The sequence below is a fragment of the Fibrobacter sp. UBA4297 genome, from assembly GCF_002394865.1.
In the GTDB taxonomy this organism is placed as follows: Bacteria; Fibrobacterota; Fibrobacteria; order Fibrobacterales; family Fibrobacteraceae; genus Fibrobacter.
On record NZ_DGUZ01000017.1, the window covers coordinates 175,022 to 199,273 of the forward strand.

The window sequence follows — 24,252 nt, forward strand, 5'->3', positions numbered from 1 at the left end:
TTTTAGGTAATAGGTTTTAGATAATAGGGAAAAATATAGTGAGAGCACAAATCGAGATGGACTCCGTAAAGATAAAATATTGTTGCTGTATTTGGCTAGGAATTGTAAAAAATTCTACATTATGGTATATGAGTGAAATGGATATCGAATGCCCGCATTGCGGAACGAAATTTAAGGTCCAGATAGACGGAGACTTCTCGAATATGATGGTGTTTCCGTGTGCTAGGTGCCAGACCCCCTTGATGTGCTATCATGGGGAAGTATCTGAGTTAGACCGCGAAGAGTTCTCGAAATTGCGTGAAAAACTTTCGAAGGTTTTGAACGTCGTGATGCGCCAGGATGGCACGGTTGGCGAGGTGGCCAATGCACTCAAAAAGCTTGTCGATGTCTCGAATGCACGTGCCGACGAACGTGAGCAAAATCACACTGTGATTACGGATGATGAACTTGACGCGTTGCAAAAAGACCTTGCGGACCTCGACGTGGACGCTTTCTTGAGTAAACTGTAATGCTTGAATTTTTTATCGCCGCGCTTGTCATTGGGATCGCTCCTGGACCAGATAACCTTTTTGTGCTTGCCCAGAGCGCTACCTATGGGGCGCGTCTCGGTTTTTGCATTATCCTTGGACTTTGCACAGGAATTGCTATACATACTTGCCTGCTTGTGGCGGGTGTTTCGGCGTTGATTGCGGCTAGCCCGACGGCGTTTTTCGTCATCCAGTGCCTCGGCGCGGCATATCTGCTCTATCTCGCGTACAAGAGTTTCGGGGTGCGCTCGGGTGTTGTTCAGATGAGTGGAGATTCCCGGTCGGAGCTGGGAATGACAAATGCAGATTCGAAGGATGCGGTAAAGTCTAGCAATGGTGGCGTTCCTTCTGCGCGTAGCCTTTACATGCGTGGCATTATCATGAATCTCACGAACCCGAAGGTGATTCTTTTTGTGCTTTCGCTGATTCCGCCGGCGGTGCGCTTGGACCGTCCAATCCACCCGAGCTTGCAAATGGCTATTTTCGGCGGTGAATTTATCTTGGCGACGATGATTGTTTTTGGGAGCATTGCTCTTTTAGCAGGAACTGTCAAGAAGTTCCTTTTGACATCGCCGAAGGCGAATCGCAATCTGAATTGGTTCAGCGGTGCGGTGTTCGTCTTCTTGGCTGTTGCCTTGTTTATGGTATAAAAAACGCGCGTTTTGCCGCGCGTCCTTTTTTAAAGCTGTTCTTGAATAACCTTTAATAGCTTTGCAATCGTCTCTTCGGGAGAGTCCTTGGAGCTTGCGCCCGCAGCACGGACGTGGCCGCCTCCGCCAAATACTCCTGCAACTTTGTTGACATCGACAACGTAATTGCTGCGCAGGCTAATCTTGTAATCGCCGTTGACCGGGTACAGGAATATGGCGACTTCGGTGCCGGTGACTTCGCGCAAGGTGTCGATGACGCTGCTGAGTTCAACCGGAGTTACGGAATAGCGGTCCATGTCCTCGGGCGTGAGGTAGCTGTAGACGACCTTTCCGTCGAGAGCGAGCTTGCTGCTCATCATCACGTAGCCTGTGACGAGCGTCTGGGTGTACGTTCTCGTGTAGTACGTCTCGTTGATGATGCGTGTAAAGTCGATGCCTTTTTCAAGCAAATCGCCGATGACCGTCATCGTCTTGTGGCCGGTGCTGCTGAACTTGAAGGCTCCTGTGTCATGCACGATGCCGAGGTACAAACATTCGGCGGTGGCTTTGCTGACTTTGTTCGGGTCCAATAAAAAGTAAAGGACTTCGCAAGCGGAACTTGCCTTTGCATCGACGAAATTGACATCGCAGAGGTTTAGCGGATTGCTGATGTGGTGGTCGATGTTGCATGTCTTGTTGGCTGCCTTGATGCAGCTTTCACCGTTTGCGCCAACGCGGTCAAATGTGGATGAATCCAAAAGGAACGCTAAATCGAACGAGCCAAACTCATCGCTGTAAAATTCGTTAATTTCGTTGGAGTTGGTGAGGATCTTGTAGTTTTCCGGGAAGCGTTCCAAGAAAATGCGGACTTTTGTGGTCGGGTAGTTGTCGCAGATGTAGTTGTAAAGACCAAGTGTAGAGCCCACGCAGTCTCCATCGGGGCGTACGTGCCCAAAAATGGCAACGCTTTTAGCTTCTTTCAGTAAATCATCGATTTGCATAAGGCTTTCCTTCTTTTTTGAAAAATGTAAATAAATATTTTGGATTGGCTAGACGGACTTTCTATATTTGGCTTGATGAAACTTTTATTTACTGATTTAGACGGCACGCTCCTCGACGACGAGAAGAATATTAGCCAGGCGGACATGGCTTCAATCCAGGCGATGATCGGGGCTGGTCACAAGTTCGTGATGACGACGGGGCGCCCGCTCACAAGCGTAAAGCACATTGCCGAAAAGTACGGCTTCTTAAAGCCGGGATATTTTCTGGTGAGCTTTAATGGTGGGCTCATCTACGACTGCGGAACCGAACAGCCGATTTTGACGCGTCGCATTGCGGTAGATCAGGTAAAGTTCATCATGGACGAGGCTCACAAGCGCGGAATGCACGCACACACTTATGCGGGCGATTTGGTGGTCTCGGAATACGAGACGGAACAGCTCAAGACGTATTGCCGCTTGATGAAAATGGATTATGTTGTTGTAGATGATATCCGCAATTATTATGGTGGGGTTAATGGCAATGACGGTCCGATCAATGTCGTGGTTAAGCCGCCGATTAAGGTAAACGTGATTACGCCGTTTGAACATTCGAGTCTCGTGGATTTCCGCGCCGAGATGCGGAAAGTCACGGCGGGCAAGCTATTCGACGTGTTTAGTAAGCCCGAAATGCTCGAGTTCTCGCACATGCTTTCGAATAAAGGCGCTGCTGTGCGCTACATGGCGGACTTCTATCACGAGCCGATTGAAAATACGATTGCCGTGGGCGATGAAGAAAACGATTGCCCGATGATTGAGGCGGCTGGCGTTGGTGTGGCAATGGCGAATGCGTCACCGGCGGCAAAGGCTGTTGCCAATTACGTGACCGAGCACGACAACAACCATTCGGGAATCACAGAAGTTATAGAGAAATTTGTGATGTAGCCGTTAGTCAATAGTCGTTGGTCGCTAGTTGAAAAGGTCGCGACGAAGTCACCAGATTTAAACTAATAACTAGTAACTAGCTATTTCGCTTTTACATTTCTTTCTTAAGTCTTGCAATTATCTCGTCCACGTCCGTGAAGGCGCACATGGGGAGGCTGACGACTTTTTCCGCTGCTCGATCGGCATGTATATTTGCGTTCTCTAATAATTTATCAGCGATATTGGGCGGCAGTGTATTGATAATGCCTGGTGGACCATATAAGGCGGATGCTATATTATAGTCGGGCAGGAAATTCGCGAAACACGGCTGTTCGTGCAGCGGCATCGGGTAGTGGATGCAGTGCGGAATTCCCGCTTTGTCCAGCTTCTTGATAAATGTTTCGCGGTCATCGGCCAGCACGGTGTATTGCGCGTACGTGCTTGTATTGCCGTTTGCGATTTCTTGCGGCGTGATTCCCGGAACAGCATTGAAAAACTCGTTGTATTTGCGGGCGTTTTCGCGGCGCATTTTTAATTCGTCCTTGAAATGGCGGAGCTTCACGCGCAGGACTGCAGCCTGGATGGCGTCGAGCCTGCTGTTCATGCCGCAGATTTCGTGGATGTATCGCGTTTGGCTGCCGTGGTTTGCAATGAGGCGGATTTTTTGCGCGAGTTCATCGCTTGCGGTGAAGAGTGCTCCGCCGTCGCCGTAGCAACCGAGCGGTTTTGCCGGGTAAAAGCTCGTGATAGAAATGTCACCGAACGTGCAGGCGGGTGTACTGTTTTGCGTGGCGCCGAACGCTTGAGCCGAGTCTTCGATCAGCCATAGGCCGTGCGACTTTGCGATGTTCTTGATTTCTGCATACGGGGCACACTGACCGAACAGGTTGACCGCGATAATCCCGCGAGTTTTATCGCTAATCCGCGCTTCAATGCTTTCGGTGCTGACTTGGAGCGTTTCTGCATTGATGTCTGCAAAAACAGGAACGCCGCCCATTCGCATTACGCATTCGGCGGGCGCGATAAAGGTAAAGTCCGGGACGATGACTTCATCGCCTGGTTCAAGCCCAAGAGCGGTAAGGGCGATGGTCAATGCGTCCGTTCCGCTACCGCAGGTGATGGCGTGCTTTGCGCCTGTGAACTCCGCAAGTTCTGATTCCAGCGCATGGACTTGCGGCCCTCCGATAAAATAGCCGCTGTCGAGGACTTCTTGTTCGGCTTGCTTAAATTCGGATAAATAGGCTTCGCGCTGCGCACGTACATTGATGAACGGAATCATGCGGGTAAATATAGAACTTAGAACTATCTCTTCTCTCTAAAAGAAAAAAACTAAGTTCTAAGAGCGAAGCGGGCTAAGTTCTGCCAACTAAAATCTGCCAACTAAAATCTGCCAACTGCGGCTTTGCCGCACCCCTTGACAACTTTTAAACTTTTACTATCTTTGTGCTAACATTTTTTAAGTAGGTTTTCACCCGGAGATTTTAAGGTGCCTCAACACAAGTCTTGCAAAAAGCGTTTGCTCCAGGCCGAAAAGGCCAACGCAATGAACCGTTCCACCCGTAGCGCTATCCGTGCTAGCCTCAAGGTTATCCGCACTGCTGCTACTAAAGCTGCTGCCCTCGAAGAAATGCCGAAGCTCTTCAGCATGCTCGACAAGGCTGCCGTTTCTCACCGCGCTGGTTTCTGCGCCAACCGTGCTGCCAACTACAAGGCCAAGGTTGCTAAGGTCATCAACGGCCTTGCTTAATTAAAGTCTTTTATAGGTTTTAAGCAAAATGAACCGGTATGCTTAGGGCATATCGGGTTGTTTTGTTATACAGGGTGGGCTTGGACGACAAGGTGTGTATGGGCTGTTGTCGCCTATTTTTAGACGAAAAGTTGTGATTTTGGTTAAAAAAAGCCAAAATTCAAAATATATTTTTTTTGTTACGAAACTTTTTTACTAGATTAAGTATTGGGTTTCAAGGAATTAGAATGTCGTCTATTAATTTTGCTACAAGAGAAATTAGTTGTAAGGTCGTTTACTATGGTCCTGGTTTAAGTGGCAAGACCACCAATCTTCAGGTTATCCACCAGAAAATGCCCCAAGACAAACGCACGGACATGGTGTCGCTTGCTACAGAAGGCGACCGTACTCTGTTTTTTGACTTTTTGCCTCTGAACTTGGGTGATATTAAGGGCTTCAAGACCCGTTTTCAACTGTATACGGTTCCGGGACAGGTTTATTACAACAGCACGCGTAAGCTCGTTCTTCGTGGTGTCGATGGAATTGTCTTTGTAGCGGACTCCCAGCGTTCCCGTCAGGCCGAAAACCTGGAAAGCCTTCAGAATTTGCGCCAGAACTTGCAAGATTATGGCATGAATCTGGACGACATTCCGTTTGTGCTGCAATACAACAAGCGCGACATGGAGAACGTCTTTACTCTGGATGAGATGAATGAAATGCTCAATCCAGAAAAGAAAATCCAGTTCTTCCCGGCGACAGCCCATAACGGTAAGGGGGTCGTGACGACGCTTAAGACAATCGCCATGCTGGTGATTGAAAAGTTTAACGTTAAGCAGGGATTCTTGCGCAAGGCCGCCGTCAATGCGGGGACCGCAGCTCCGGCTACAAGTGAAGCTCCGACAGAAAATGCCGAGGCGGGCAAGCCGCAGGCCGAGGCGGCAACTCCACAGCAGCCGACGTCTCCGTTCCGCATGCCGTCATTTGCTGCCAAGCCGCAGGCAAATATGGGTAACTCCGGTGGTGCCGGTTCTGGCTTGTTCCAGAAAGGTGCCATGTCTTCGCCGTTTGCACGCCCACGCGTATCGACTGCCGTCCCTAGAATGCCTACATTTGGCAGAACCGTCGATAAACCGGCACAGTCGGATGATGATGAAATTGTCTTGCGTCCGTACAAGCCCAAAGATCAGTAGCTTTATATATTTTTTGGATTAATATGAGCGATTATACAATTTATTCTGATGATGCTAACAAAGTGCGTCGCTTGATGTCTGCTTATCAGGCAAGCGTCAAGTGCGAATATGTTGTTCTTTGCCATCGTGATGGAAATATCATTGCAGAAGTCGGTTCCCTGGGTTCCGATCTCGATGCAACGCCTCTTGCTGTTTTGAGTATTGCTGCGTTTGACTCCTCGCGCCAAATTGGGGTGATGCTTGGCGGCGAAACGTTCCAGTCTGTGTCCTTTACTGGCGAAAACCGCTCTGTTTACATTTCGCCGGTAGACCAGTCGCTTTTACTTGTGCAGGTTTTTAATGGGGGCAAGCTCCCGAACCGCATCGACGACTTTAACCGTTTGCTGGTCGAAAAGCTGGAGGACGCCGTTCCTGCGTTTACGCAGAATACGAGCAGTCTTGTCCGCTAGGAGGTGCTTGTGGCTGGTCGATTTCCGCCACTGAGAAACTTGCGTAAGACGACTGTTTTAGCGATAGTCGTCTTTCTTGGATTCTTTGTCCACCGTTTTGTCATGTTCTTTATTGATGACAACGTCAACTTTACGGACAATTCCGATATCGAGCTTTCTCCTGCGAATAGTGTTGTTTGCCGCCACATCGTGAACGGTGAACCGTTTGGCGCCGATAGCGTTTTCGAAGAGAATACAAGACTTTACGTTTTTTCATCTATTACAAATTCTGCACGTTACCAAGAGGATACTCTTGTCCATATTTGGTTTTTGGGGATTGATACGATTTTTGTCGAGCCCTGTAATTTAACCGGTGATGTTTGCAGTTCTATGCTTGCTTCGGATTTGGTGGAGCTTGGCGAATGGAGTGTTGATTTGGTGGCGGGCCGCAAGTTGCTTGCTAGCAGGCAGTTCCGCGTGGTGACTCCTTCCCGGTAATTCTGTATGCGGTCTATTCCTTGTCTGGGCCTGCTGTTTGCCAGCTTAGCCTTTGCGTTGGATGTGGACTCGCTCCCTGTTTGGGATCCTTCAATTCTTGCAAAAAATGTTGTGGAAAATGCGCCGGGCGCGTCTTTGTATAGCGTGCAGGCCGAGGATTCGTCGCGTGCAGAAATCGAGACGCACGGCTACAAGACGATGCAGGTCACGGTAGGCGATGGCGGTACGCAGGTCGATCAGGAACTACGGCTTTCGATTCAGGGGCGCCTCACGGATAGCGTTTATATTGATGCCCTTTTGTCGGATGTGGACCGCAAGGCTGGGGACCAGACGACGGCGACGCTCCAGGAGGTGGACCAGATTTATTTCCGTGTGGAGTCTCCGTTTGCGATGTTGCATTTGGGCGATTTGACATGGACGGACAATTCGATGGGGCTCACGTCGTTTAGCCGTTCGACACTTGGGGCGATGGCGACGCTGCGTTATCGAGGTTCCAAAGTGAGTGGCGAGGCTAGTGGCGTGTGGGGAACGGACGAGGTAACGCGTTACTCGCGGTCGTTTAATGGCGTGCAGGGGCAGCGTGAGGGATATTATCTGGATGAATCGGGGAGCTTTGTCTCTGTGGTTCCGAATTCTGAGCGCGTCTGGTTGAATGGCGTAGAACTTGTCCGTGAACGCGATTACGAGGTGAACTATGCCGGTGGCCTTTTGAACTTCAAGAACGGGATTATTCCGGGGACGGATGATGATATCCGTGTGGAGTACGATGCTTACTTGAACGATGACATTTATACGATGTATGCCTTTCGTGGCTGCCTGCGACTGGAGAATGTATTCTTTGACGTGTCGGGATTCCACCTGGAAAATGACGTGGAACGCATGCGTAAAAGCACGCTCGACAGCGCCGATTACGAGCAATTGAAGAATGACCGCGGCGGCGAATTGCTTGATTCTTCAAGGAACGTGCTGCACCGCCCGAAAATGTCGGAACGCTTGGGAGCACGCCTCCGTTTGCAGGCGGAACATCGGTTTTACGCCGATGTCGAACTTGGGCTCAATCGCATGGATTCGAATACGGTTTCTAAAGATGTCGGTGGCCCGAGTGGGCGTGCGTTCAGATGGCTCGTGACTACAGACTCGACGCTGAACATGAATGCGTTTCCGGTAGCACTTTCGGTCTATGGAAATTACGTCCAGGAAGGCTTTGCAATATCTGAATTTAGCGGAAGTGAACGGGATTGGGATGCGTATGCGCTCCGCAATGAATGGGACTTGGATAGTGCGCTTTTGAAAGGCGACTTGCGCCATGACGAGCTTGCACTCCGGATCCGCTTGGGAAAGGACTGGTTTGGAACGGCTAGGTGGGGCTACCGCCGTGGCGATGATGAACGCTGGAATTCTTCGCGCTCGCAGTTGTCCCTTATGCATCGCAATTTAGATGTCGCTAGCGAGTTTACAGCGGCTTATGTTTCTAGTGTGCAGGAGGTAGAGCAAAAGCGATACCAGGGAACGTTCTCGTCGGAATTTTTGCGTGGGTTCTTGAGGCCGTTTGGCAGTGGCGATGTGCGCTATTCTGTGCGCGATTCGCTTGGCTACAAGACGGAGCGCGGCTATGTAAAGACTGCTGTTGGCGCAACTTTGAATGAAGACTTGTGGAATGTGAAAGAATCCGTCGGGACGCTTACCGTACGCAAGCGCGATGAAGACTGGCGCGATTCCGTGAATCTCGTGACTTGGACTCAGTCTGCTGAGGCTAATTTCCGCAAGTTTAGCCTTTCGCATTTGTTGCAGTATTCCCATGCGGTGACCGATTCTCTGGGCGCCTCGGATTCTTGGGTGGGCGATTTGTCGACGAACTTTGGCGATGATGATTGGGGCGTTCAAGGCGCTTTGGCTTATAGCTTCGGGATGACTTCGGAGCAGACTTACACGGCGATTTACAAGGCGGTCGCTAAGGGCACGGGCGATGTGCGTTATGACAGCCTCACGGGGGCTTTTATCGAAGGTGTCGATAACGGTGACTTTGTCTATGAAGGCATGGGACGTAACGATTCCGTGGGTGCCGTACTTTCGTCAAATGCGACGTTTGAAGCTTCGCTGGAATGGAATCCGGGTGTTTCGCTTGGGATAACGCAAGGTTTGTTGCGCGATATAACGTTGAGTGCTTCGTACCACTCCGAAGCTGAAGATACGACGGGCAAAAAGATTTATTTCCCGCCTGTTTATCCGGCTGCTTTGCGTCGCGTGACGGCGGGTACTGTTTCTTGGGATGCAAGCCTTGCGTGGGACCATCCGTCGGGAATATCGGCATCGTACAATCCGAGTGCAAGTTACGAGAAAAAGATGTCTTCTATCGGGTATTTCCAGGATATGTTTGATCATCGTGTCAAGGTGGGGTTCAATATAAATGAAAATCACTTTGTCGGTGTTGAAAATACTTTTGAAAAAGTTCACTTGAGTGCATTGCAAAAGCTGGACTGGAATATTTGGGAAATTACGGGACGGTACACCTGGAAATTGCCTGCAGGCTTAAGCCTCTCGCCGCGAGTCCGCTATAGGGAAGGATTGGGCGAAGACGATACGGATGAGTCTTTTGGGGCGCATCTTTGGGAAGAAGAATTGCGTGTCGGTTTTGAAAAAGAGGGTATGGTCAATGCTCATGTGGCCTTTGCGTCAATCCAGATGGATACCCATGAGGGGGCGATTCCGTACCAGATGATGTCCGGTTTTGGCGATGGCGTCACATATAGACTTGAGGCGATGGCTTCGGTGGAGGTGAACAACTTCTTGTCGCTTTCGCTCCGTTATATTTTGCGCTTCGGCAATGCCGAAGAAAATGTGTTCCAGAAGTTGGCTAGCGAGGCGAAGGCGTTTTTCTAATGAAAAATGAAGAATTAAAAGTGAAGAATGGACGGTACGTCGCTTTTGTTGTGCTTCTGCTGGGAGCGGCTTTGAACCTGTGCTTTGCTTCGACGTGCCGTATTGAACGCGTGGAATGGGTTGGTGACCATAGCGAGTTTGAAGAACTCTCGATGAACGTGATTGTCGGGGCGCCTTGTGATTCTTGGCGTGCGGCAAGGCAAAAGCTGTTACGCTATTACGAGGACCGAGGCTTTGTTGGTGCGTCGCTGGATGTGCGTGTAGATAGTGCGGGCGTGGCGCGTTGCAAGTTTGAACGCGGTAGCGCCTGGGTGTGGGCTGAACCTGAAAATCTTGATTCTAATGCAACGGATATCGAAGTCTTTAGAATGCTGACGGGACTTGAAATCGGTGTGGAAGTTTCGCTTTCGGACCTGGAGCGCTCGGAACGCAGGCTTGCCCGATTGGGCTATTACGAAAAAACTGCCGATGTGCGGCTTTTTCGCGATCCGGTGCGCAATCGCATTATTCCGGCGTATTCCATGCGGGCGGTCCCGATTTCTGCGGCCGAAGGTTTCCTCACGTATTCGAGCGATGAGAATGTCTGGGAAGGTAAAATCAATCTAGACTTGTACAACATCTTGGGCACGGGGCGCGATTTGCAGATGGAAGGCTATTCGCAGAGCGATTCTCGCAGGCTAGAAGGCTCGTACCGCGAACGCTTTATTTTTGGGACCGCCTGGGATGTGCTTGTGCGCGGGTTCTTTGAAGATGATTCGCTGTCGCGTGATTCCCGTTTGGAAATTGGTGTGTCACGGAATATCGGCTTTAGCTTTGATGTTGCGGTATTTGTGGGCATTGGCAATGACGAGAAGAGTTCTTCGTTTGAACTTTCGTACGTGTCGTTTGACCGTAGCATTTTGCCTCGAAGCGGAACGTCGTTTGATTTGTCGCTTGCGTGGATGATGGACCGCCCGGATTCGCTCGATAGCTATTTGCGCCTGGAGTCTTCGTTTGTGCATTATTTGCCGCTGTGGAGGAACTTTATTGTGCGCTATTCGGCAGCGGCGGGTGCGTTGCTTCCGTCGGGTGGTTCGTTTGCTCGCGAGGATTTGTTTAGCCTGGGCGGCATCAATTCGTTCAAGGGAATGATGTATGGCTTTATGCGGACGCGCGCGTACGGTTTTTCGCAGGCCGCGTTCTTATGGCAGGATGGTTACGACTTGTCGATTGAGCTTTTCTACCAGCCGGGGCTTTATAGGCGGATGAGGCCGTTCCACGGGTGGGCGCGTGAGCATGATTATGGTATCGGGTTTACGCAGTACCGCAAGTCCTGGAGCTTTAGCATTTACTATGCGCTTCGCAATGGGTGCGATTACCTGGACGGTGTGCTAGGCTTTGGGGTGAAGACGCTGTTTTAGAAAAAAGCTTTTGAAAAAAGCAAAAAAAAGTACGTCATGCGGGCGGGGCCCCAGCTCGGAGTTGACGCCTACGGCGTCAGCGGCTTCACTCAGTCATGTTCGCCAGCAAGCTGTCGCCCGCGACTCTCGTTTTGCACGCTACTGCGAAGGAATAGCCTTGGCCGACGCTATGTTCTCACTCTGTTAATCATTCGGTTCTTTTTTTATAGAACATCTCACTAACAGCAATAATAATTGCATCCAATATGTGCGATTACCTGGACGGTGTGCTTGGCTTTGGCGTGAAGACGCTTTTCTAGAGTCTCGGGACGCGGACTTTGTCGCCTGCATTCAGGTGTTCCAGCATAACGCCTGGGTTCACGGACTGGAGTGCCGAAAGCACGTAAAAGCGGGGGAGGTTCTGTGTGCCTGCGCCATACGTTCTGCGGAGGAGCTTGAACAGGTCTTCGCCGTCGTTAGCGGTAACGACCTTGTAAAGACCCTTGTTCGAGGGGTCGGACTGCAAGGCGGAGAGCGCGTTCGAGAACTTGGCGACGAAATTTTCGGCGTTGTTGCTCGGCTTCGTGGCTTCGGCGGCTTGCTTCACCTGTTTTGGCGGCTTGCTCAGCCCGGATTTGCGGCTCGTGCTTTTGCCCGTAACGGACGGCGGGAGCTTGAATACCGGTGCCTTGAAAGCGTTCATCTTGAGGCTCACGTCGGCGGTATCTTTGCCCTTTTTGACCGGTTCGAGCTTCAAAATGGAATCCAGCGAGGCGATATAGTTGCTGTCGGGCCATTCTTCGAGCACCATGCGCTTGTTCACCTCGACAATTTTTATGGTCGGGTGGTCGTTTTCGCAAGCAATTAAAAGTAATGGAAAGAGCAACAATAAAGGTTTCATGCTATAAAAATACTAAAAATGAGGTTGCAACTTGCCAAAATTCTAAAAAACAACTAAATTATAGCTCTCAACAATTACTTCACAGGAAGTTTATAATGAAAGAAGGTATCCACCCTAATTATCAACCGGTCGTGTTCGTCGATGCGAATACGGGTAAAGAATACATCACCCGCTCCACGAAGTCTTCCGCCGAAAAGAAGACTATCGATGGTGTTGAATATAACGTGATTTCCTTGGAAATCACTGCTGATACCCATCCGTTCTGGACGGGCAAGCAGCATCGCGTGGATACGGCTGGCCGTATCGACAGCTTCAACAAGCGCTATGGCGGCGGTGCTAACATCACCTCTGCAAAGCGTAAGACGCGCAAGGCTGCTCCGGTCAAGGCTGAAGAAGAAGCTTAATCTTCTTAAATTTTGGGGCCTCCCTAACTAGGGAGGCTTTTCTCTTATTTAACCCTGAGGACGCAAAATGAAAAAGAAACTTAGCATTTGTGCCGCTGCCTTCATCGCTCTTGCTATGACTGGCTGCGATAACGGTAAGACTGGTACCATCGAAGGTGAAGTTCGTGATGCTTTCACCAACAAGCCGTTGGAAATGCCGACCGTCGGTATGGACTCCACGATTTACACCACTCTTTCCAAGAAGTACGAATTCAACCAGGAACTCCGCAAGGGCAAGTTCAAGTTCGTCAAGGTTCCGGTTGGCGCTTATAGAGTTTATGCAGGTCGTTCCAAGTACGTGAAGACCCGTATGAAGATTGAAACGACGGAACAGAATCCGAACGCTTCTCTTATTCTTTACATTTACAGCGCTCAGGTTGATCCGGGTCTGTACCAGGGTACTCCGGAAGGACCGCTCAAGATTGATAACAAGTGGGTTGTCTACTCCACGAACTGCGATGAATCTATTGCTGGTTACCGCTTGAGCATGCCGCAGCAGCAGGCTGGTGATGCAAAGGCAAGCCTTGCTGAAAAGATTGGCGTCAAGAAGAAAGGCAAGAAGGGCAAGAAGGCTAAGAAGGCCGCCGCACCGGCCGCTGTTACTTCTGCCGTAACGAACCTCCCGGATCCGCGAGTCATCGAAGGCAAACTCGAAGTGTTCTACCACAACTCTTCTTCCGTGTCTACCGCAATCACGGCTAAGACCTATCCGGCTGTCGTCGCTCCGATCGCGTCTCACAAGGACTGCAAGGGCTTTGGCGCAGGCGAAACGAAGGGCGTGTTCCCGGTCAAGGACAAGGCAACCGATCTCAAGGTCGAATACGTTGCTGAAAACCTCTTCAAGATTACCGGCAACCTCCCGAAGGGCAAGCAGATTATTCAGCTTTCCCAGGACGGAAAGACTCTCCAGACCTACTATTTCGAAGCCAAGTAATTCGGAATACGTTTGAAATTAAAAGACGCTCGGTTCTTTGGAACCGGGCGTTTTTCTGTTTTTCAGCTCTAGATTTAACTGGATGGGGGCTGGATGCAAGATTTCACTGGATCCTTCACGGCTTACGCCGTTCAGGATGACGAGAAGTGGTTATGCCCCAGCAGCCTCTAATCGCTGCACATGGCAGTAGGCTAATTCCTTAGTTTTCTCGTCTCTGAGGTGCAGGCTGGAGCCTTCGCAGTAGCGCCAGTATTTGCAGGTCTTGCAGTCGCCTATTTTAGCCCAGCTGCGGTCGCGCATCACCTGATAGCGGTTTTGCCACACGTCCCAGAGGTCGTCTTTGTAGATGTTGCCTTGGATGTAGTCGCCGCGCAAGCTCGGGCAAGCCGAGATACTTCCGTCGCAGAGCACGGAAGAGACGTTTACGCCGGCGCGGCAGAAGAACGGGTAGTTGCGTGCGTCTTTCTCGTAGCTGCCTAGGAATCCTTCGCAGCCATAATTCACGTTGATGACGTTCATCGATTTTACTTCGCGGATGAAGTCGAACACTTGGCGGAATTCCTGGTTCGTAAGCTGGAACAGCGGATTGTCCTTGGCGCGGCCCTTCGGGAACACGGTTGCAATGCGCCAGCGCTTCACGCCGATTTTCAAAAGCAAGTCGAGAATCTTCGGGAGTTCTTTGAGGTTTTCGCGGTTCACGCAGGTCATCACGTCGAAGGTGAGTCCTTGCGTGTGGGCCGCCATGTCGATGGCGCGGAGGGCACGTTCAAAGCTATGCGGGTCGCCGCGGAAATGGTTGTGGTTTGCTTCGAGGCCGTCAAGACTGATGGTAAGCGAACGCAGCCCTGCGTTCAAGAGGCGCGAGTAGCGTTCGGGAGTCATCGCAAGACCGTTCGTGACCATGCCCCAGGGGTAGCCGCGTTTCTTGATTTCTAGGCCGCATTCTTCGAGGTCCGGGCGCATCAACGGTTCGCCGCCGGTTATGACCACGATAAAGTGCTTCGGGTCGATGTGCGGAGCGAGCTTGTCGAGCTCGTTCATAAAGTCTTCGCGGGGCATGTCGGGGATGGCGTCCTTGACGCAGTCGCTACCGCAGTGCAAACAGTGCAAGTTGCAGCGGAGCGTGCATTCCCAGAAAAAGTACGTGAGCGGGTGCGCCTTGATTTCGTTGTGGCGGTAAAGACGATAAGCTTCGAGAGCGAGTTTCTTTTTAAGCGAAAGTTGCATAATAATAGGTGGTAGAAAAGGTTAGTTTTTCTCAGGGCAGTCGATGGTGGGCCGACAGATAGTTTCTTTTCTTTCGGTTCCGGTTGCCAAATCTGTTAGGGTTTCTTCATAGCAAATGTCTGGCCCTATATATTTACAGTTCTCGATGCCACAGCCGTTTCCATACTCAGAATCTGCAAGATACGGAGCTTGTATATTCAGATTATTGCGGGGAATCTCGTTACGAATATCTGCATCCTCATAATAAATTTTTGGATGCCGAAGATATCTTATGTCGTTGTCGCATTCGATAATGTCGAATTCTTTGCCATTCTTTGTGACTGCTGTTGCGTTATAGCAATGAGTTGAAAAACATCCATAACCTGCTACGGCATCATCCTTGTTTTCACACCCGCTCCAGAAAAGTGCGAGTACCGAAAGTAAAAATTTTTTCCAATGTTTGTAGAACATAATTAGGTGGTAAAACTAATAATTTTCTTTGGTGTAATATTTCTTGTCGAAATCTTTTTTGGTGTTGGTGAATTTTTCTCCTTGTTTGTCGGTGCAATCCATATTGGTATTGCCTTCGGTTCTGCGGCAGGTGACTCCGTCATTGCAGGTGTATTTATAAGTGCATTTAGAATCTACACCGTATTCGGGGCACATGGCGTCAAAATCGCAAACCGTTAAATCCGTGTTTGGGTCTGATATTGCAAGGCATTCTTTGACGGTCTGCTCGATTTCTTTTAACTTGTCTTCGAAAATCTTTTGGCATTCTGCGTCAAGTGCGGGCTTGTTCTTTTCCCATTCCTCTTTCATTTTCAGGTAATTGAGGTATTCTTGCGTAGGGCGGGAGGTGCCGTCGCTGCAAACTTCGTCTTTGGTGATATTGTTCGGAGCGCCGTATAGAGCAACAAACATGTCTAGTTCTTGGCGCAAATTTGCAAGGCATTGCGGGACTGTTTGCAGTGTATTTGAAATGCTGTCGATTTTGCTAACGCTTGCGTGCTTTGCTTTTTCTTCAGCGTTGAATCTGGCTAGGTCTGCGGAGTATTGCGTTGCAAAATAGCTTATAACGGAATCTCCGGGAACACACGTCACTTCGCCTGTGCTGGAACTTGATGCTTCGAAACTTGACGATGAGGACAATTCGGAACTAGTTCCGGCTGACGAACTTGTCAAATCCTCGCTGGAACTAGATTCTACGGCGTTACTGGAACTTGGTGCGTTAGAACTAGAACTCTCATCGTTATTGTCTGAGCTGGATTCTATGCCCGAACCGTTGTCGCATGGGCAACCTGATTCCGTGACGCTGTCGCCGTTACACCCCGCCCAAAAGAAGGCGGTTGTCGTGAGTAGAAGATTTTTCCAGTGCTTGCGTATATTCATTCTTTGTCCTCAGTATAATACCTTATTCTAAAATCTTTCTCGTTGATTGAAAATTCTTTGTCTTGCTTGTCGGAGCCGTTTATTTGTAGAACGTGGCTGTCCTATTCTTCAGAATTCAGGCAATCGTTGATTTTCTTGTCTAATTTTTCGGTTTCCTCTTTAAAAACAGCGTTGTACTTTTCTTCGTATTGAGGCAATTTCTTTTTCTGTTCTTCGTCAAACGCTTGCTGCTCAAGGTATTCTTTGGTGGGCTTTGTTGTGCCGTCGCTACACTTGAGTTCTTTGGGCATTGAAGTGCCCGGAGCTCCATACAATGCGACAAAACCGCTTTCGAGAGAGTCTAGCATATTGTCAAGACATTGAGGAACGTCTTTGTCTTTGAATTGTTCCCTGATAATTTCACCGATTTTCCCAGAAGCTTCCCATTTAGCTCGGTCGGTGGCGTTAGATATGGCTTGGCGTTCCGTGTATTTTTCTGAACGATTGTAGTAAAAAAACGAGGTTGGATCTAGACTGCATGTAACTTGACTGCTAGAACTTTGTTCGGTGCTGCTGGAACTTGCGGGCTTTGTGGTGTATTTCCTATCGTAGCGTGTGCGGAATTCGGCCTCGTTATATTTGACTCCATCACAGTCGTAAGTTTTTTCGGAGATAAAAACAATGCCATATTCGGGGCAGGCTACGGCTCCCTTGAGGTCGCCGTCGTCGATAGGTGTACATGGTAAGGGTTCACCGGTTTTAAGCACTTCGTGTTCCTTGCAGTTGACACCGTCATCGCAAATGAGTTTTGTTTCGTTGACTTCACCGTTTGTTTTGACGCCCTTGCCGTCTTCGTAACAGGGAACTGCTACAACGCCGTATGCGGGCGCCGGTTGCACGAAACTGCTACTCGATTCGGCTATGCTAGACATAACCCCGTATAACGGAACACTGCTAGAAGCTGGTGCCACCACTGAAGAACTGGATTGATTGTTGTCCGTAGAAGAACTGGACTGCGAGTCTGTAGAAGAACTTGTAAAATTGGCTCCGTTACTGTCGACGGATGTCGGTGCGTTATCGCAGCTGTTCCAGAAAAATGCTGTCAGTGCTAGAGCAATTTTTTTCCAGTGTTTGTAAAACATTTTTAACTCCTCGTGCCCACTAGGGTCCTCACTTCTACAAATATATACAAAATAAGGCTTAAAATGCTCCAAAAAGGCGATAAAACCCGTGTACCGAAAAGATTTTGTTGCATCTGTTGCATATAGGCTTGTAGTAAGGAGTTTTGGTCAAAAATTCGCCCAGCCTCGCTCGGATTTTGCGTATAAAAGTTATATTTAGGTCACTATGAAAAAAGAAACGTTAGGAAGGGACGGTGTAAAGTCTAAGTCTTTGCGTCAGTCCTTTATGGAATGGAAGAATTCCCTTCATTGGGATAAGCCTCAAAATATAATGTTGGCGGTTACGATGTTTGTGCTCGTGGCTGCTTTCCTTATCTTTAACAATTTATCCGTGCCGTATGCGCGCCATTGGGATATCCAGTGGGGGTATTATTCGATTCTCGCTACGTTCCTGTTACTCGTGGCGGGCATTGTTGTCAATGCTCCGTTTGTGGCAAAGCATGTGCGTGGATTCTTGCCGAGCGGCAAGAGCTTTTGCGGGCTTGCGCTTTTGCTCATCGTGTTCTCGGTGTTCATTTTCGGGAACATCGGCAATACGCACCGCGTCTTGAGTGACGAGACAAGCTGGGAATCGATGGGTCTTCAGATGTATTTCCAGCATACGGGCGGTGTCTGTAACGAAGGCGTCTGGACCGATGGCGTTCTCGATTGCAAGACCGAAGTGAATAACTTCAAGGGCAAGGCGCTTGGTTTTGTCTATTCGCTTGTATTTAACTTTATGGAGCCGAACCGCGATACTGCGCTGATGGTGAACTACCCGTTCTACATCTTGAGCTTGATTGCGTTCTTCCTTGCGCTTAGCAAGTGGTTCAAAAGCGATAAGCTTGCGCTTGCGGCGACGGCGTTCTTGGGCGGCATGCCGATTTACTTGTTGCAGTCGCGCTCGGCATCGACCGAAGTTCTCTACATCCTCTTGCTTGCGGTACTCATGGCATGGTACGCGTTTGTGCCGACGAACAAGGTCACGTGGAAGCATTTCCTTTTGACGGTTCCGCTGCTTGGATTCTTTGCGCAGACCCGCCAGGAAACTGTATTTGCGTTTATCCCGTTTGCGCTTTACTATTACCGTTATTTCCTCGAAAAGCCGTACCGTTTGCCAGCCTTTGTGGCGTCGGTGATTGCAGTGAGCTGGCCTTCGATCAACACGATGGCGGCATATCGCGGGTACGACTTCCAGGGCGGTACGCATGCGGCGCACTCGATTGAAAACTTGTGGTACAACCTCAAGACGAATATCGAAGTCATGATGAACCTCAAGCCGGATTCTGCATTTGGCGGTATCATGGAAAATCCGTTCTACACGACGTTTACCGTGATTTTGCTTTTGGCAACGGTTTGGCTCCTGTTCCGCATGATTTACTCTCGCCGTTACGTGCGCGGATTTATCTTGGGCATCACGTTCTGCGTGCAGATTTTTGTGATTCTCCTGAACGTGTCTGGAACGTTTACGATTGATATCAACCAGCGCTATGTGCTTGTGGCGCTCCCGCTGTTTGCGCTCTTGATGGCGCTTGGTCTTTACGACGCACTCGTGTTTACGACGAAGATGAAGAGCGATGCTGCCGCTAAGATTGTGGCGGGGTTTGCTTGCCTTTTGTCTATCGGGCTTATGCTTTACCATGCTCCGAGCTACAAGGCGAACATGCTTTATTACAAGAACAAGCTGTTGGCCGAAGAAGATTTTTTGAATACGGAACTGGCGAAGTATCCGAAAAACTCTGTGTTCATTTATGCTAGACCGTGGCAGATGCTTGCGTCTGGACATACTTCGTTTAGCGAAAGCTCCTTTAAGAGCTGGAGTACCGAACAGTTTGCTGAATGGATGCAAAAGTCGGGTGGTAATATTTATCTCGTGCGCGGTCAGGATGGCTACGGCAAGGTGAATCGCAATAGCCGTGTGGTGGGCTTCAAGACGACCGACCAAATTGACGATATCTTGGGCGCATACAAAAACGAGCGTGTGCTGATGGAAGCTCGTCTGTTTGGTTATGGCCTTGCTATTTACAAGATTATCTCGAAGAAGGGCGTGTCGCATTATGCGCAGAACTTCATGGTGAGCGAAGAAACGGACGGCATGATTGTTGTGAACAAGCGATTCCCGGAATCGATTGCCTGCGATTACAAGGTGAACGACAAGGACCAGGGCGAAATGCTTGTGTCGAACAGCGCGGACACGTTGTTGCTCGATTCTGCCAAGATTCGTGCGGGCTTGAACCGCGTTGTGCTGAGCTGCTACATGTCGGACGAGGATACGCTTGTGACGTACCGCGACTTCTTTGTTGATGCCCCGAATGTAGCGCTCCTCTCGAAGCTCCAGATGGGCAAGTTCTTCCAGGAATGGGGCGAACCGCAAATGAACGAGACTGTCGATCACCACAAGATTACGATTGATGGCGAGCCGTTTCGTTACGGCATTGGTAGCCATGCAAATTCGGCAATTGAGTTCCCGCTTGCACGCAATTACGATTGGCTGAATGTGGTTGTTGGCCTTGATGACGAAAGTGCTTGCGGCGATGGTGCCTACTTTGCCGTTGAAGCGGATGGTCGTGAAATTTACCATTCCAAGAAACTTTATACGACGGACAAGGAACGTTTGAAGCTGGATATCAAGGGCGCCAAGTCGATTAACTTGCGCGTGTTGATGGGCAACGACAAGGACTGTGACCACGGCGACTGGGCTCATGCCTGGCTAGAGGCTGAAAAATGAAAGTCCTTGTAGCTCCGCTCGATTGGGGGCTTGGGCATGCGACTCGTTGCGTGCCTGTTGTCCGCGAATTCTTGCGGGCGGGTGCCGAGGTGGAACTGGCGGTAGTCAAGGCGAACGCAAATTTTTTCCGTGAAGTATTCCCGGATTTGCGGCAGCGTTTGGCTCCGAGCTACAACATTGTCTACCCGAAGCACGGCTACAATATGGCGCTTTGGCTGCTCAAAAACAGTGTGCACTTGAATGCCGTGATGCGTTACGAACACCACTTTGCCGAAGAGATGGTAAAACGCCATGGCTACGATGTGCTGTTTTCGGACAACCGATTCGCATTTTATTCTAAGAACGCGCTTAGCATTTATATGACGCACCAACGCAGGATTGCGTTCCCGCGGGCTTTAGCTGCGTTTGAACGCATTGGCGTGATGTGGCATGCGAACATCATGCGCAAGTTCGATGAAGTCTGGGTGCCGGATTTGGAAATTTATCCAGGCTATGCGGGCTCGCTTTCGCATTCGGGCGCGACGCCGGGCGAAAAGCAGATGCGTTACGTCGGGACGCTTTCGAGATTCTCGGAGATGGGGAATGTTGGGAACGCGCTTGGAAATGCATCGGCGCCTGTCGACCAAGAACGAGAGGTGGACTTGATGAGCATGTCGGAGTTTATGGCGCACTCGGCGAACGTGGAGTGGGACGCTGCTCCTGAAAAGCGTACTTCTGGAAACCACTCTTTTGAAATGCGCGCAAACTACAAGGTCGTGGCGGTGGTGTCGGGGGTGGAACCTGCACGTACGCAGTTCGAACAGCAGTTGCGAGATGCTTTGGCTCAGATTCCTGGGCGCCACATGATGATTCTCGGGAAGCCTTCGACGGAGCAAAAAACGTGGACCGAAGGGAATATCGAGTTCCACACGCACTTGGCGACGAACGATTTTGCAGAAGCTGTGAAAAGAGCCGATTTTGTGGTAAGTCGAGGCGGTTACAGTACGGTGATGGACATGGCGGAACTTGGCGCAAAATGTATCTTTGTACCGACGCCAGGTCAGTTTGAACAGATTGTTCTCGCTCACGATTTGTCGAAGGCGGGCTATGCCGTTGAAATTCCAGCAGATGAACTTTCTGCTGAAACGCTTGCAAGCGCTTTCGAAAAGTCCGTGAAAATGCCGAAGGTCGAAAAGCAAAACCTGCTTCACGATGCGGTTGAAGATGTTGTTCGAAAATTTAAAGAGAGGTCGATATGAACCAGTTCGTTTTAGCTTTCCCGATTCCCGTTGCTGTCGATGAACCGTTTGCCATTACTGAAACGGTTCAGGTGAATGCTGATACCAAGACTTTGATGATTCCTGGTTGCAGCGTGCAGTTTAATGTGGTTCGCCAGGGCGCATCTGCCGACTTCCTAGAAATTTTCAAGGAACGTGATGAACTTTCCGCCGAAGAAGAAAAGGCGATTGTCGATCACAAGTCTCTCTTGTTCTTGCTTGGAAACGTCAAGACGATGGACGATGTCGAAATGGTAAATTCTGCCATTTTGAAGGTCCTCAACGCAAAGGCCGCGGGCGTTTATATGCAACAGTCTGGCACGGCATGGACTGCGAAGGCTTTTGAAGAACAGTTTGGCGATTGCGATTATCCGATGGATCCGTGGATCAACATTCTCGATTCTGGCGATTCGCTTTACACGCTTGGCTTAGCTGTGTTTACGTTGCCGGATTTGTGCATCTCGAGTACGATTGAAGACCCGGAAGAGGCTCTCTTGATGGCTGCGGATAGCTTGTTTGGCGATGGCATCCCGGCAAAGTCTGGAAGTGTTATTGACTGGGGCGAGGGCGAAAAATACGTGCTCCGTCAAGAAACGAAGACGCTCTTCTCCAAAGATGCCCCTGAATACAATAAGCAGGGCGTTCTGAGAATCGTGAAAAAGTGAATTCAGTAGACGGTAGACCGTAGAAAGTAGGAAGGATTTGTCATTCCCGATTTAATCGGGAATCTCCTTTTCAAAAAGAATGGGAGATGCCCGCTTTCGCAGGCATGACAAAGTCAATAGAAGGGGAGCTTATGGCTAATGTTTTAAAGTTTGAATCGATTGATAACGCGCGACAGCTCGGCGGGATTCCGGCGGGCGGTTCCCATGTCAAGCACAATTTGCTTTTTCGCAGTAGCAATTTGTCCAAAGCGACGGAGCATGATTTGCACCGCTTGCGCGATGATTTTGGCGTTCATCTGGTGATTGATTTGCGCTCTGACTTTGAATACATGCAAAAGCCGGATAAGCTCCTTGATGGAATGGATTCCGCTTTGATTCCTGTTCTGGACGATTCCATGCATGGTGATGCGTTCAACAAGGATCAGGTGGTGCCTGCGACAGGCGTGGACTTTATGGAGTTCCTTTTTGGCATAGCGCGCCATCCGATTGCAAATACGTTAAAAGACAAACTTTATAATTACTTTGTGGATAGCGATTACGCGAGCTCGCAGTATGCGAAAGTCTTTGAAACGGTTCGTGCGCAAAAGGGGGCGCCAGTTTTGTGGCATTGCACGTCTGGCAAAGACCGCTGTGGCTTTTGCTCCGCCTTGATGCTTGCTGCTCTCGGTGCTGACGATAACGCTATTCTAGACGATTTTGCGGAATCCGAAAACTCGTACCGCAAGCCGCTAGAGGCGATGACTGCCAAAGGTCGTGAATCGGGAATGACGGACGAACAGCTCGACATTCTTCATTTCTTGGTGAGCGTCAAGCGCGAGTATCTTGAAATCCCGCTCAATCGCATTAATGCGGAATATGGTTCGCTACTGAACTTCATCACGCAGCGGATGCACGTGCCTACAGCGACCATCGATGCGCTCCGGGAATACTACCTAGAATAATTAAAAAAAACGCAGGCCCGAAGGTCTGCGCGTTTTTATTATCACATTCTTGCTTATGCGATAGAGCCGTGCGGTCTCATTACAATTCCGGCTGCTTGCCGGTGAGGCGCACGAAGATTTCTTCGTACTTGGCGAGCGTGTTCTTCACGACATCTGCCGGGATTTCCGGACCCGGATAGGTCTTGCCCCAGTCGAGCGTCTCGAGCCAGTCGCGAACGTACTGCTTGTCGAAGCTTTCCTGGTTCTTACCCACCTGGTACTTGTCGGCCGGCCAGTAACGGCTGGAGTCCGGCGTGAGCACTTCGTCGATGAGGATGGTTTCGCCATCAATTTCACCGAATTCGAACTTGGTGTCGGCGAGGATGATGCCCTTGCTTGCAGCGTAATCGCGGGCCTTCGTGTAGATGTCCAAAGACATGTCACGGAGAGTCGTTGCAACCTTTTCGCCCACAATGTCGAAAGTCTGTTCGAAGCTGATGTTTTCGTCGTGGCCGACGTCGGGCTTGGTGCTCGGCGTGTAGAGCGGCTTTTCGAGCTTCTGGCAGAGCTGCAGGCCTTCCGGGAGAACGTGACCGCAAATCTTACCGGTCTTCTGGTAGTCTTTCCAGCCGGAACCAACGATGTAACCACGCACGATGCATTCCACGGAGTGGCGGTGAGCCTTCTTCACGATCATGGAACGGCCGCGGAGGTAGTCGGCGTGCTTCTTCAAAACAGCCGGGTATTCGTTCACGTCGGCGGTGATGAGGTGGTTCTTCATGCCGAGGTGCTGGAACCAGAACAGCGAAAGCTGGTTGAGGATTTTACCCTTACCAGGAATCGGGGTGGGGAGCACCACGTCAAAAGCGGAAAGACGGTCGCTGGCGACCATCAGGAAGCTGTCGCCGAGGTCGTACATGTCGCGTACTTTACCCTGGTGGAACAGCGGAACTTCGGTAATGGGAGTATCAAATTTTAAGCTCATAGTGCAAGCAAATGTAGAAAAAGTCGCTGTTTGTAGCTAGTTACGAGTGGCTAGAAATAATAAAAAAGTGATTTTAGGGTCGATTCTTTTTTATATTGCAATGGCTAAATAAAGCGAAAGAACGAGGCATGCTGCCTAAAAAGAGTTAAATATGGATTTCTTGAGAATTTTTATTTTGTATGCATATACGCTTTTTGTGTCGTTTCTCTTGATTGTCCTGATTGGCTTGCTGTATAAAACTAAGACGAAAATAGCGATTGTTCGCGTTACGTCTAGGGTGCTCGTGTATTTTTATAGCTTGTTTTCTTTGGCTACTGTAGCGGCTTCGGATCGTTTTATGGGGTTGAATGGTGAAGAGGTTGTGCATAGTATCGCTTGTATGGTTATTTATATGGTGGCGTTGCTGTACGCGGTTGCCAAGAACGATCCGAAAGCACATAAAAAGGTTGAATTACGACTTAAAAAAGCAAAATAATTTTTGGATTTTTTTTCACAAGCTGGCTTAGTATTTGCTTGCCTTTTTATGCA

Annotated in this window: 23 protein-coding genes and 1 pseudogene; 16 read left to right on the plus strand and 8 right to left on the minus strand. The window is 49.7% G+C overall.

Annotated features, from left to right (window positions below):
- Positions 1–128: 128 nt before the first annotated feature.
- Both B3A20_RS09010 and B3A20_RS09015 read left to right on the plus strand, forming a co-directional pair.
- On the plus strand, positions 129–509 hold the full coding sequence (locus B3A20_RS09010) for a hypothetical protein (protein ID WP_290763769.1): 381 nt from the start codon (positions 129–131) through the stop codon (positions 507–509).
- Entirely contained in the window at positions 509–1,177 is a 669-nt protein-coding gene (locus B3A20_RS09015) for a LysE family translocator (protein ID WP_290763770.1), read from the plus strand. The genes B3A20_RS09010 and B3A20_RS09015 overlap by 1 nt, the downstream gene beginning before the upstream one ends.
- Before the next feature lie 29 nt (positions 1,178–1,206).
- On the opposite strand, the gene B3A20_RS09020 is transcribed toward B3A20_RS09015, so the two are convergent.
- A complete protein-coding gene (locus B3A20_RS09020; RefSeq protein ID WP_290763771.1) occupies positions 1,207–2,157 on the minus strand; it encodes a DHH family phosphoesterase in 951 nt (316 codons plus the stop codon).
- A gap of 75 nt (positions 2,158–2,232) precedes the next feature.
- On the opposite strand from B3A20_RS09020, the gene B3A20_RS09025 reads away from it, so the two are divergent.
- Positions 2,233–3,078 carry a Cof-type HAD-IIB family hydrolase gene (locus B3A20_RS09025; RefSeq protein WP_290763773.1) on the plus strand — a complete coding sequence of 282 codons (846 nt, stop codon included), beginning with the start codon at positions 2,233–2,235 and terminating at the stop codon, positions 3,076–3,078.
- A 91-nt stretch (positions 3,079–3,169) separates the two neighbouring features.
- On the opposite strand, the gene B3A20_RS09030 is transcribed toward B3A20_RS09025, so the two are convergent.
- Positions 3,170–4,336: a DegT/DnrJ/EryC1/StrS family aminotransferase gene (locus B3A20_RS09030; protein ID WP_290763774.1), complete on the minus strand. Its 1,167-nt coding sequence runs from the start codon at positions 4,334–4,336 to the stop codon at positions 3,170–3,172.
- Positions 4,337–4,543: 207 nt separating this feature from the next.
- Here B3A20_RS09030 and rpsT point away from each other — a divergent pair, with 207 nt between their 5' ends.
- From rpsT to B3A20_RS09060, 6 genes and pseudogenes are all read left to right on the plus strand, one after another.
- The gene (gene rpsT, locus B3A20_RS09035; protein ID WP_012820070.1) at positions 4,544–4,804 is read left to right on the plus strand and encodes a 30S ribosomal protein S20; all 261 of its coding nucleotides are present in this window, start codon (positions 4,544–4,546) and stop codon (positions 4,802–4,804) included.
- 227 nt (positions 4,805–5,031) lie between these two features.
- Positions 5,032–5,598 (plus strand): annotated as a pseudogene (locus tag B3A20_RS15550) (GTP-binding protein); the annotation flags it as partial.
- A gap of 398 nt (positions 5,599–5,996) precedes the next feature.
- Positions 5,997–6,422, plus strand: a complete 426-nt coding sequence (locus B3A20_RS09045) for a roadblock/LC7 domain-containing protein (RefSeq protein ID WP_290763779.1) — start codon at positions 5,997–5,999, stop codon at positions 6,420–6,422.
- A 9-nt stretch (positions 6,423–6,431) separates the two neighbouring features.
- Positions 6,432–6,899 (plus strand): hypothetical protein, encoded by a 468-nt coding sequence (locus tag B3A20_RS09050; protein ID WP_290763781.1) that lies wholly within the window; start codon positions 6,432–6,434, stop codon positions 6,897–6,899.
- 6 nt (positions 6,900–6,905) lie between these two features.
- Complete coding sequence (locus tag B3A20_RS09055; RefSeq protein WP_290763783.1) at positions 6,906–9,779, plus strand: hypothetical protein; 2,874 nt, start codon at positions 6,906–6,908, stop codon at positions 9,777–9,779.
- Positions 9,779–11,179 carry a BamA/TamA family outer membrane protein gene (locus B3A20_RS09060; protein ID WP_290763785.1) on the plus strand — a complete coding sequence of 467 codons (1,401 nt, stop codon included), beginning with the start codon at positions 9,779–9,781 and terminating at the stop codon, positions 11,177–11,179. The genes B3A20_RS09055 and B3A20_RS09060 overlap by 1 nt, the downstream gene beginning before the upstream one ends.
- Before the next feature lie 295 nt (positions 11,180–11,474).
- On the opposite strand, the gene B3A20_RS09065 is transcribed toward B3A20_RS09060, so the two are convergent.
- The gene (locus B3A20_RS09065; RefSeq protein WP_290763787.1) at positions 11,475–12,059 is read right to left on the minus strand and encodes a hypothetical protein; all 585 of its coding nucleotides are present in this window, start codon (positions 12,057–12,059) and stop codon (positions 11,475–11,477) included.
- Between the two features lie 95 nt (positions 12,060–12,154).
- Between B3A20_RS09065 and B3A20_RS09070 the strand changes: the two genes are divergently transcribed.
- A complete protein-coding gene (locus tag B3A20_RS09070) occupies positions 12,155–12,463 on the plus strand; it encodes a type B 50S ribosomal protein L31 (RefSeq protein WP_012820063.1) in 309 nt (102 codons plus the stop codon).
- A 67-nt stretch (positions 12,464–12,530) separates the two neighbouring features.
- Positions 12,531–13,436, plus strand: coding sequence for a hypothetical protein (locus B3A20_RS09075; RefSeq protein WP_290763790.1), 906 nt, complete (start codon positions 12,531–12,533; stop codon positions 13,434–13,436).
- A gap of 150 nt (positions 13,437–13,586) precedes the next feature.
- Here the strand turns inward: B3A20_RS09075 and B3A20_RS09080 are convergent, their stop codons facing one another.
- From B3A20_RS09080 to B3A20_RS09095, 4 genes are all read right to left on the minus strand, one after another.
- The gene (locus B3A20_RS09080; protein ID WP_290763792.1) at positions 13,587–14,663 is read right to left on the minus strand and encodes a TIGR04133 family radical SAM/SPASM protein; all 1,077 of its coding nucleotides are present in this window, start codon (positions 14,661–14,663) and stop codon (positions 13,587–13,589) included.
- Between the two features lie 21 nt (positions 14,664–14,684).
- Positions 14,685–15,113 (minus strand): hypothetical protein, encoded by a 429-nt coding sequence (locus tag B3A20_RS09085; RefSeq protein ID WP_290763794.1) that lies wholly within the window; start codon positions 15,111–15,113, stop codon positions 14,685–14,687.
- A 15-nt stretch (positions 15,114–15,128) separates the two neighbouring features.
- Positions 15,129–16,031 carry a hypothetical protein gene (locus B3A20_RS09090; RefSeq protein ID WP_290763796.1) on the minus strand — a complete coding sequence of 301 codons (903 nt, stop codon included), beginning with the start codon at positions 16,029–16,031 and terminating at the stop codon, positions 15,129–15,131.
- Positions 16,032–16,132: 101 nt separating this feature from the next.
- A complete protein-coding gene (locus B3A20_RS09095; protein ID WP_290763797.1) occupies positions 16,133–17,152 on the minus strand; it encodes a hypothetical protein in 1,020 nt (339 codons plus the stop codon).
- A 205-nt stretch (positions 17,153–17,357) separates the two neighbouring features.
- Here B3A20_RS09095 and B3A20_RS09100 point away from each other — a divergent pair, with 205 nt between their 5' ends.
- The 4 genes from B3A20_RS09100 (at position 17,358) to B3A20_RS09115 (ending at position 22,760) form a co-directional block, all read left to right on the plus strand.
- Complete coding sequence (locus B3A20_RS09100) at positions 17,358–19,898, plus strand: NPCBM/NEW2 domain-containing protein (RefSeq protein ID WP_290763800.1); 2,541 nt, start codon at positions 17,358–17,360, stop codon at positions 19,896–19,898.
- The gene (locus B3A20_RS09105) at positions 19,895–21,136 is read left to right on the plus strand and encodes a glycosyltransferase (RefSeq protein WP_290763802.1); all 1,242 of its coding nucleotides are present in this window, start codon (positions 19,895–19,897) and stop codon (positions 21,134–21,136) included. The genes B3A20_RS09100 and B3A20_RS09105 overlap by 4 nt, the downstream gene beginning before the upstream one ends.
- Positions 21,133–21,819: a hypothetical protein gene (locus B3A20_RS09110; RefSeq protein WP_290763804.1), complete on the plus strand. Its 687-nt coding sequence runs from the start codon at positions 21,133–21,135 to the stop codon at positions 21,817–21,819. The genes B3A20_RS09105 and B3A20_RS09110 overlap by 4 nt, the downstream gene beginning before the upstream one ends.
- Positions 21,820–21,950: 131 nt before the next feature.
- Entirely contained in the window at positions 21,951–22,760 is an 810-nt protein-coding gene (locus tag B3A20_RS09115) for a tyrosine-protein phosphatase (RefSeq protein WP_290763806.1), read from the plus strand.
- A 79-nt stretch (positions 22,761–22,839) separates the two neighbouring features.
- Here the strand turns inward: B3A20_RS09115 and B3A20_RS09120 are convergent, their stop codons facing one another.
- On the minus strand, positions 22,840–23,724 hold the full coding sequence (locus tag B3A20_RS09120; RefSeq protein ID WP_072828256.1) for a phosphoribosylaminoimidazolesuccinocarboxamide synthase: 885 nt from the start codon (positions 23,722–23,724) through the stop codon (positions 22,840–22,842).
- A 151-nt stretch (positions 23,725–23,875) separates the two neighbouring features.
- Here B3A20_RS09120 and B3A20_RS09125 point away from each other — a divergent pair, with 151 nt between their 5' ends.
- Positions 23,876–24,199: a hypothetical protein gene (locus B3A20_RS09125; RefSeq protein ID WP_290763809.1), complete on the plus strand. Its 324-nt coding sequence runs from the start codon at positions 23,876–23,878 to the stop codon at positions 24,197–24,199.
- The last annotated feature ends 53 nt before the right edge of the window (positions 24,200–24,252 follow it).

Excerpts from the sequence above, each read along its gene's own strand:
- B3A20_RS09010 (WP_290763769.1), top strand. The coding sequence starts at position 129 with ATGAGTGAAATGGATATCGAATGCCCGCATTGCGGAACGAAATTTAAG.
- B3A20_RS09015 (WP_290763770.1), top strand. The coding sequence starts at position 509 with ATGCTTGAATTTTTTATCGCCGCGCTTGTCATTGGGATCGCTCCTGGA.
- B3A20_RS09020 (WP_290763771.1), bottom strand. The coding sequence starts at position 2,157 with ATGCAAATCGATGATTTACTGAAAGAAGCTAAAAGCGTTGCCATTTTT.
- B3A20_RS09025 (WP_290763773.1), top strand. The coding sequence starts at position 2,233 with ATGAAACTTTTATTTACTGATTTAGACGGCACGCTCCTCGACGACGAG.
- B3A20_RS09030 (WP_290763774.1), bottom strand. The coding sequence starts at position 4,336 with ATGATTCCGTTCATCAATGTACGTGCGCAGCGCGAAGCCTATTTATCC.
- B3A20_RS09045 (WP_290763779.1), top strand. The coding sequence starts at position 5,997 with ATGAGCGATTATACAATTTATTCTGATGATGCTAACAAAGTGCGTCGC.
- B3A20_RS09055 (WP_290763783.1), top strand. The coding sequence starts at position 6,906 with ATGCGGTCTATTCCTTGTCTGGGCCTGCTGTTTGCCAGCTTAGCCTTT.
- B3A20_RS09060 (WP_290763785.1), top strand. The coding sequence starts at position 9,779 with ATGAAAAATGAAGAATTAAAAGTGAAGAATGGACGGTACGTCGCTTTT.
- B3A20_RS09065 (WP_290763787.1), bottom strand. The coding sequence starts at position 12,059 with ATGAAACCTTTATTGTTGCTCTTTCCATTACTTTTAATTGCTTGCGAA.
- B3A20_RS09070 (WP_012820063.1), top strand. The coding sequence starts at position 12,155 with ATGAAAGAAGGTATCCACCCTAATTATCAACCGGTCGTGTTCGTCGAT.
- B3A20_RS09075 (WP_290763790.1), top strand. The coding sequence starts at position 12,531 with ATGAAAAAGAAACTTAGCATTTGTGCCGCTGCCTTCATCGCTCTTGCT.
- B3A20_RS09080 (WP_290763792.1), bottom strand. The coding sequence starts at position 14,663 with ATGCAACTTTCGCTTAAAAAGAAACTCGCTCTCGAAGCTTATCGTCTT.
- B3A20_RS09085 (WP_290763794.1), bottom strand. The coding sequence starts at position 15,113 with ATGTTCTACAAACATTGGAAAAAATTTTTACTTTCGGTACTCGCACTT.
- B3A20_RS09090 (WP_290763796.1), bottom strand. The coding sequence starts at position 16,031 with ATGAATATACGCAAGCACTGGAAAAATCTTCTACTCACGACAACCGCC.
- B3A20_RS09095 (WP_290763797.1), bottom strand. The coding sequence starts at position 17,152 with ATGTTTTACAAACACTGGAAAAAAATTGCTCTAGCACTGACAGCATTT.
- B3A20_RS09100 (WP_290763800.1), top strand. The coding sequence starts at position 17,358 with ATGAAAAAAGAAACGTTAGGAAGGGACGGTGTAAAGTCTAAGTCTTTG.
- B3A20_RS09105 (WP_290763802.1), top strand. The coding sequence starts at position 19,895 with ATGAAAGTCCTTGTAGCTCCGCTCGATTGGGGGCTTGGGCATGCGACT.
- B3A20_RS09110 (WP_290763804.1), top strand. The coding sequence starts at position 21,133 with ATGAACCAGTTCGTTTTAGCTTTCCCGATTCCCGTTGCTGTCGATGAA.
- B3A20_RS09115 (WP_290763806.1), top strand. The coding sequence starts at position 21,951 with ATGGCTAATGTTTTAAAGTTTGAATCGATTGATAACGCGCGACAGCTC.
- B3A20_RS09120 (WP_072828256.1), bottom strand. The coding sequence starts at position 23,724 with ATGAGCTTAAAATTTGATACTCCCATTACCGAAGTTCCGCTGTTCCAC.
- B3A20_RS09125 (WP_290763809.1), top strand. The coding sequence starts at position 23,876 with ATGGATTTCTTGAGAATTTTTATTTTGTATGCATATACGCTTTTTGTG.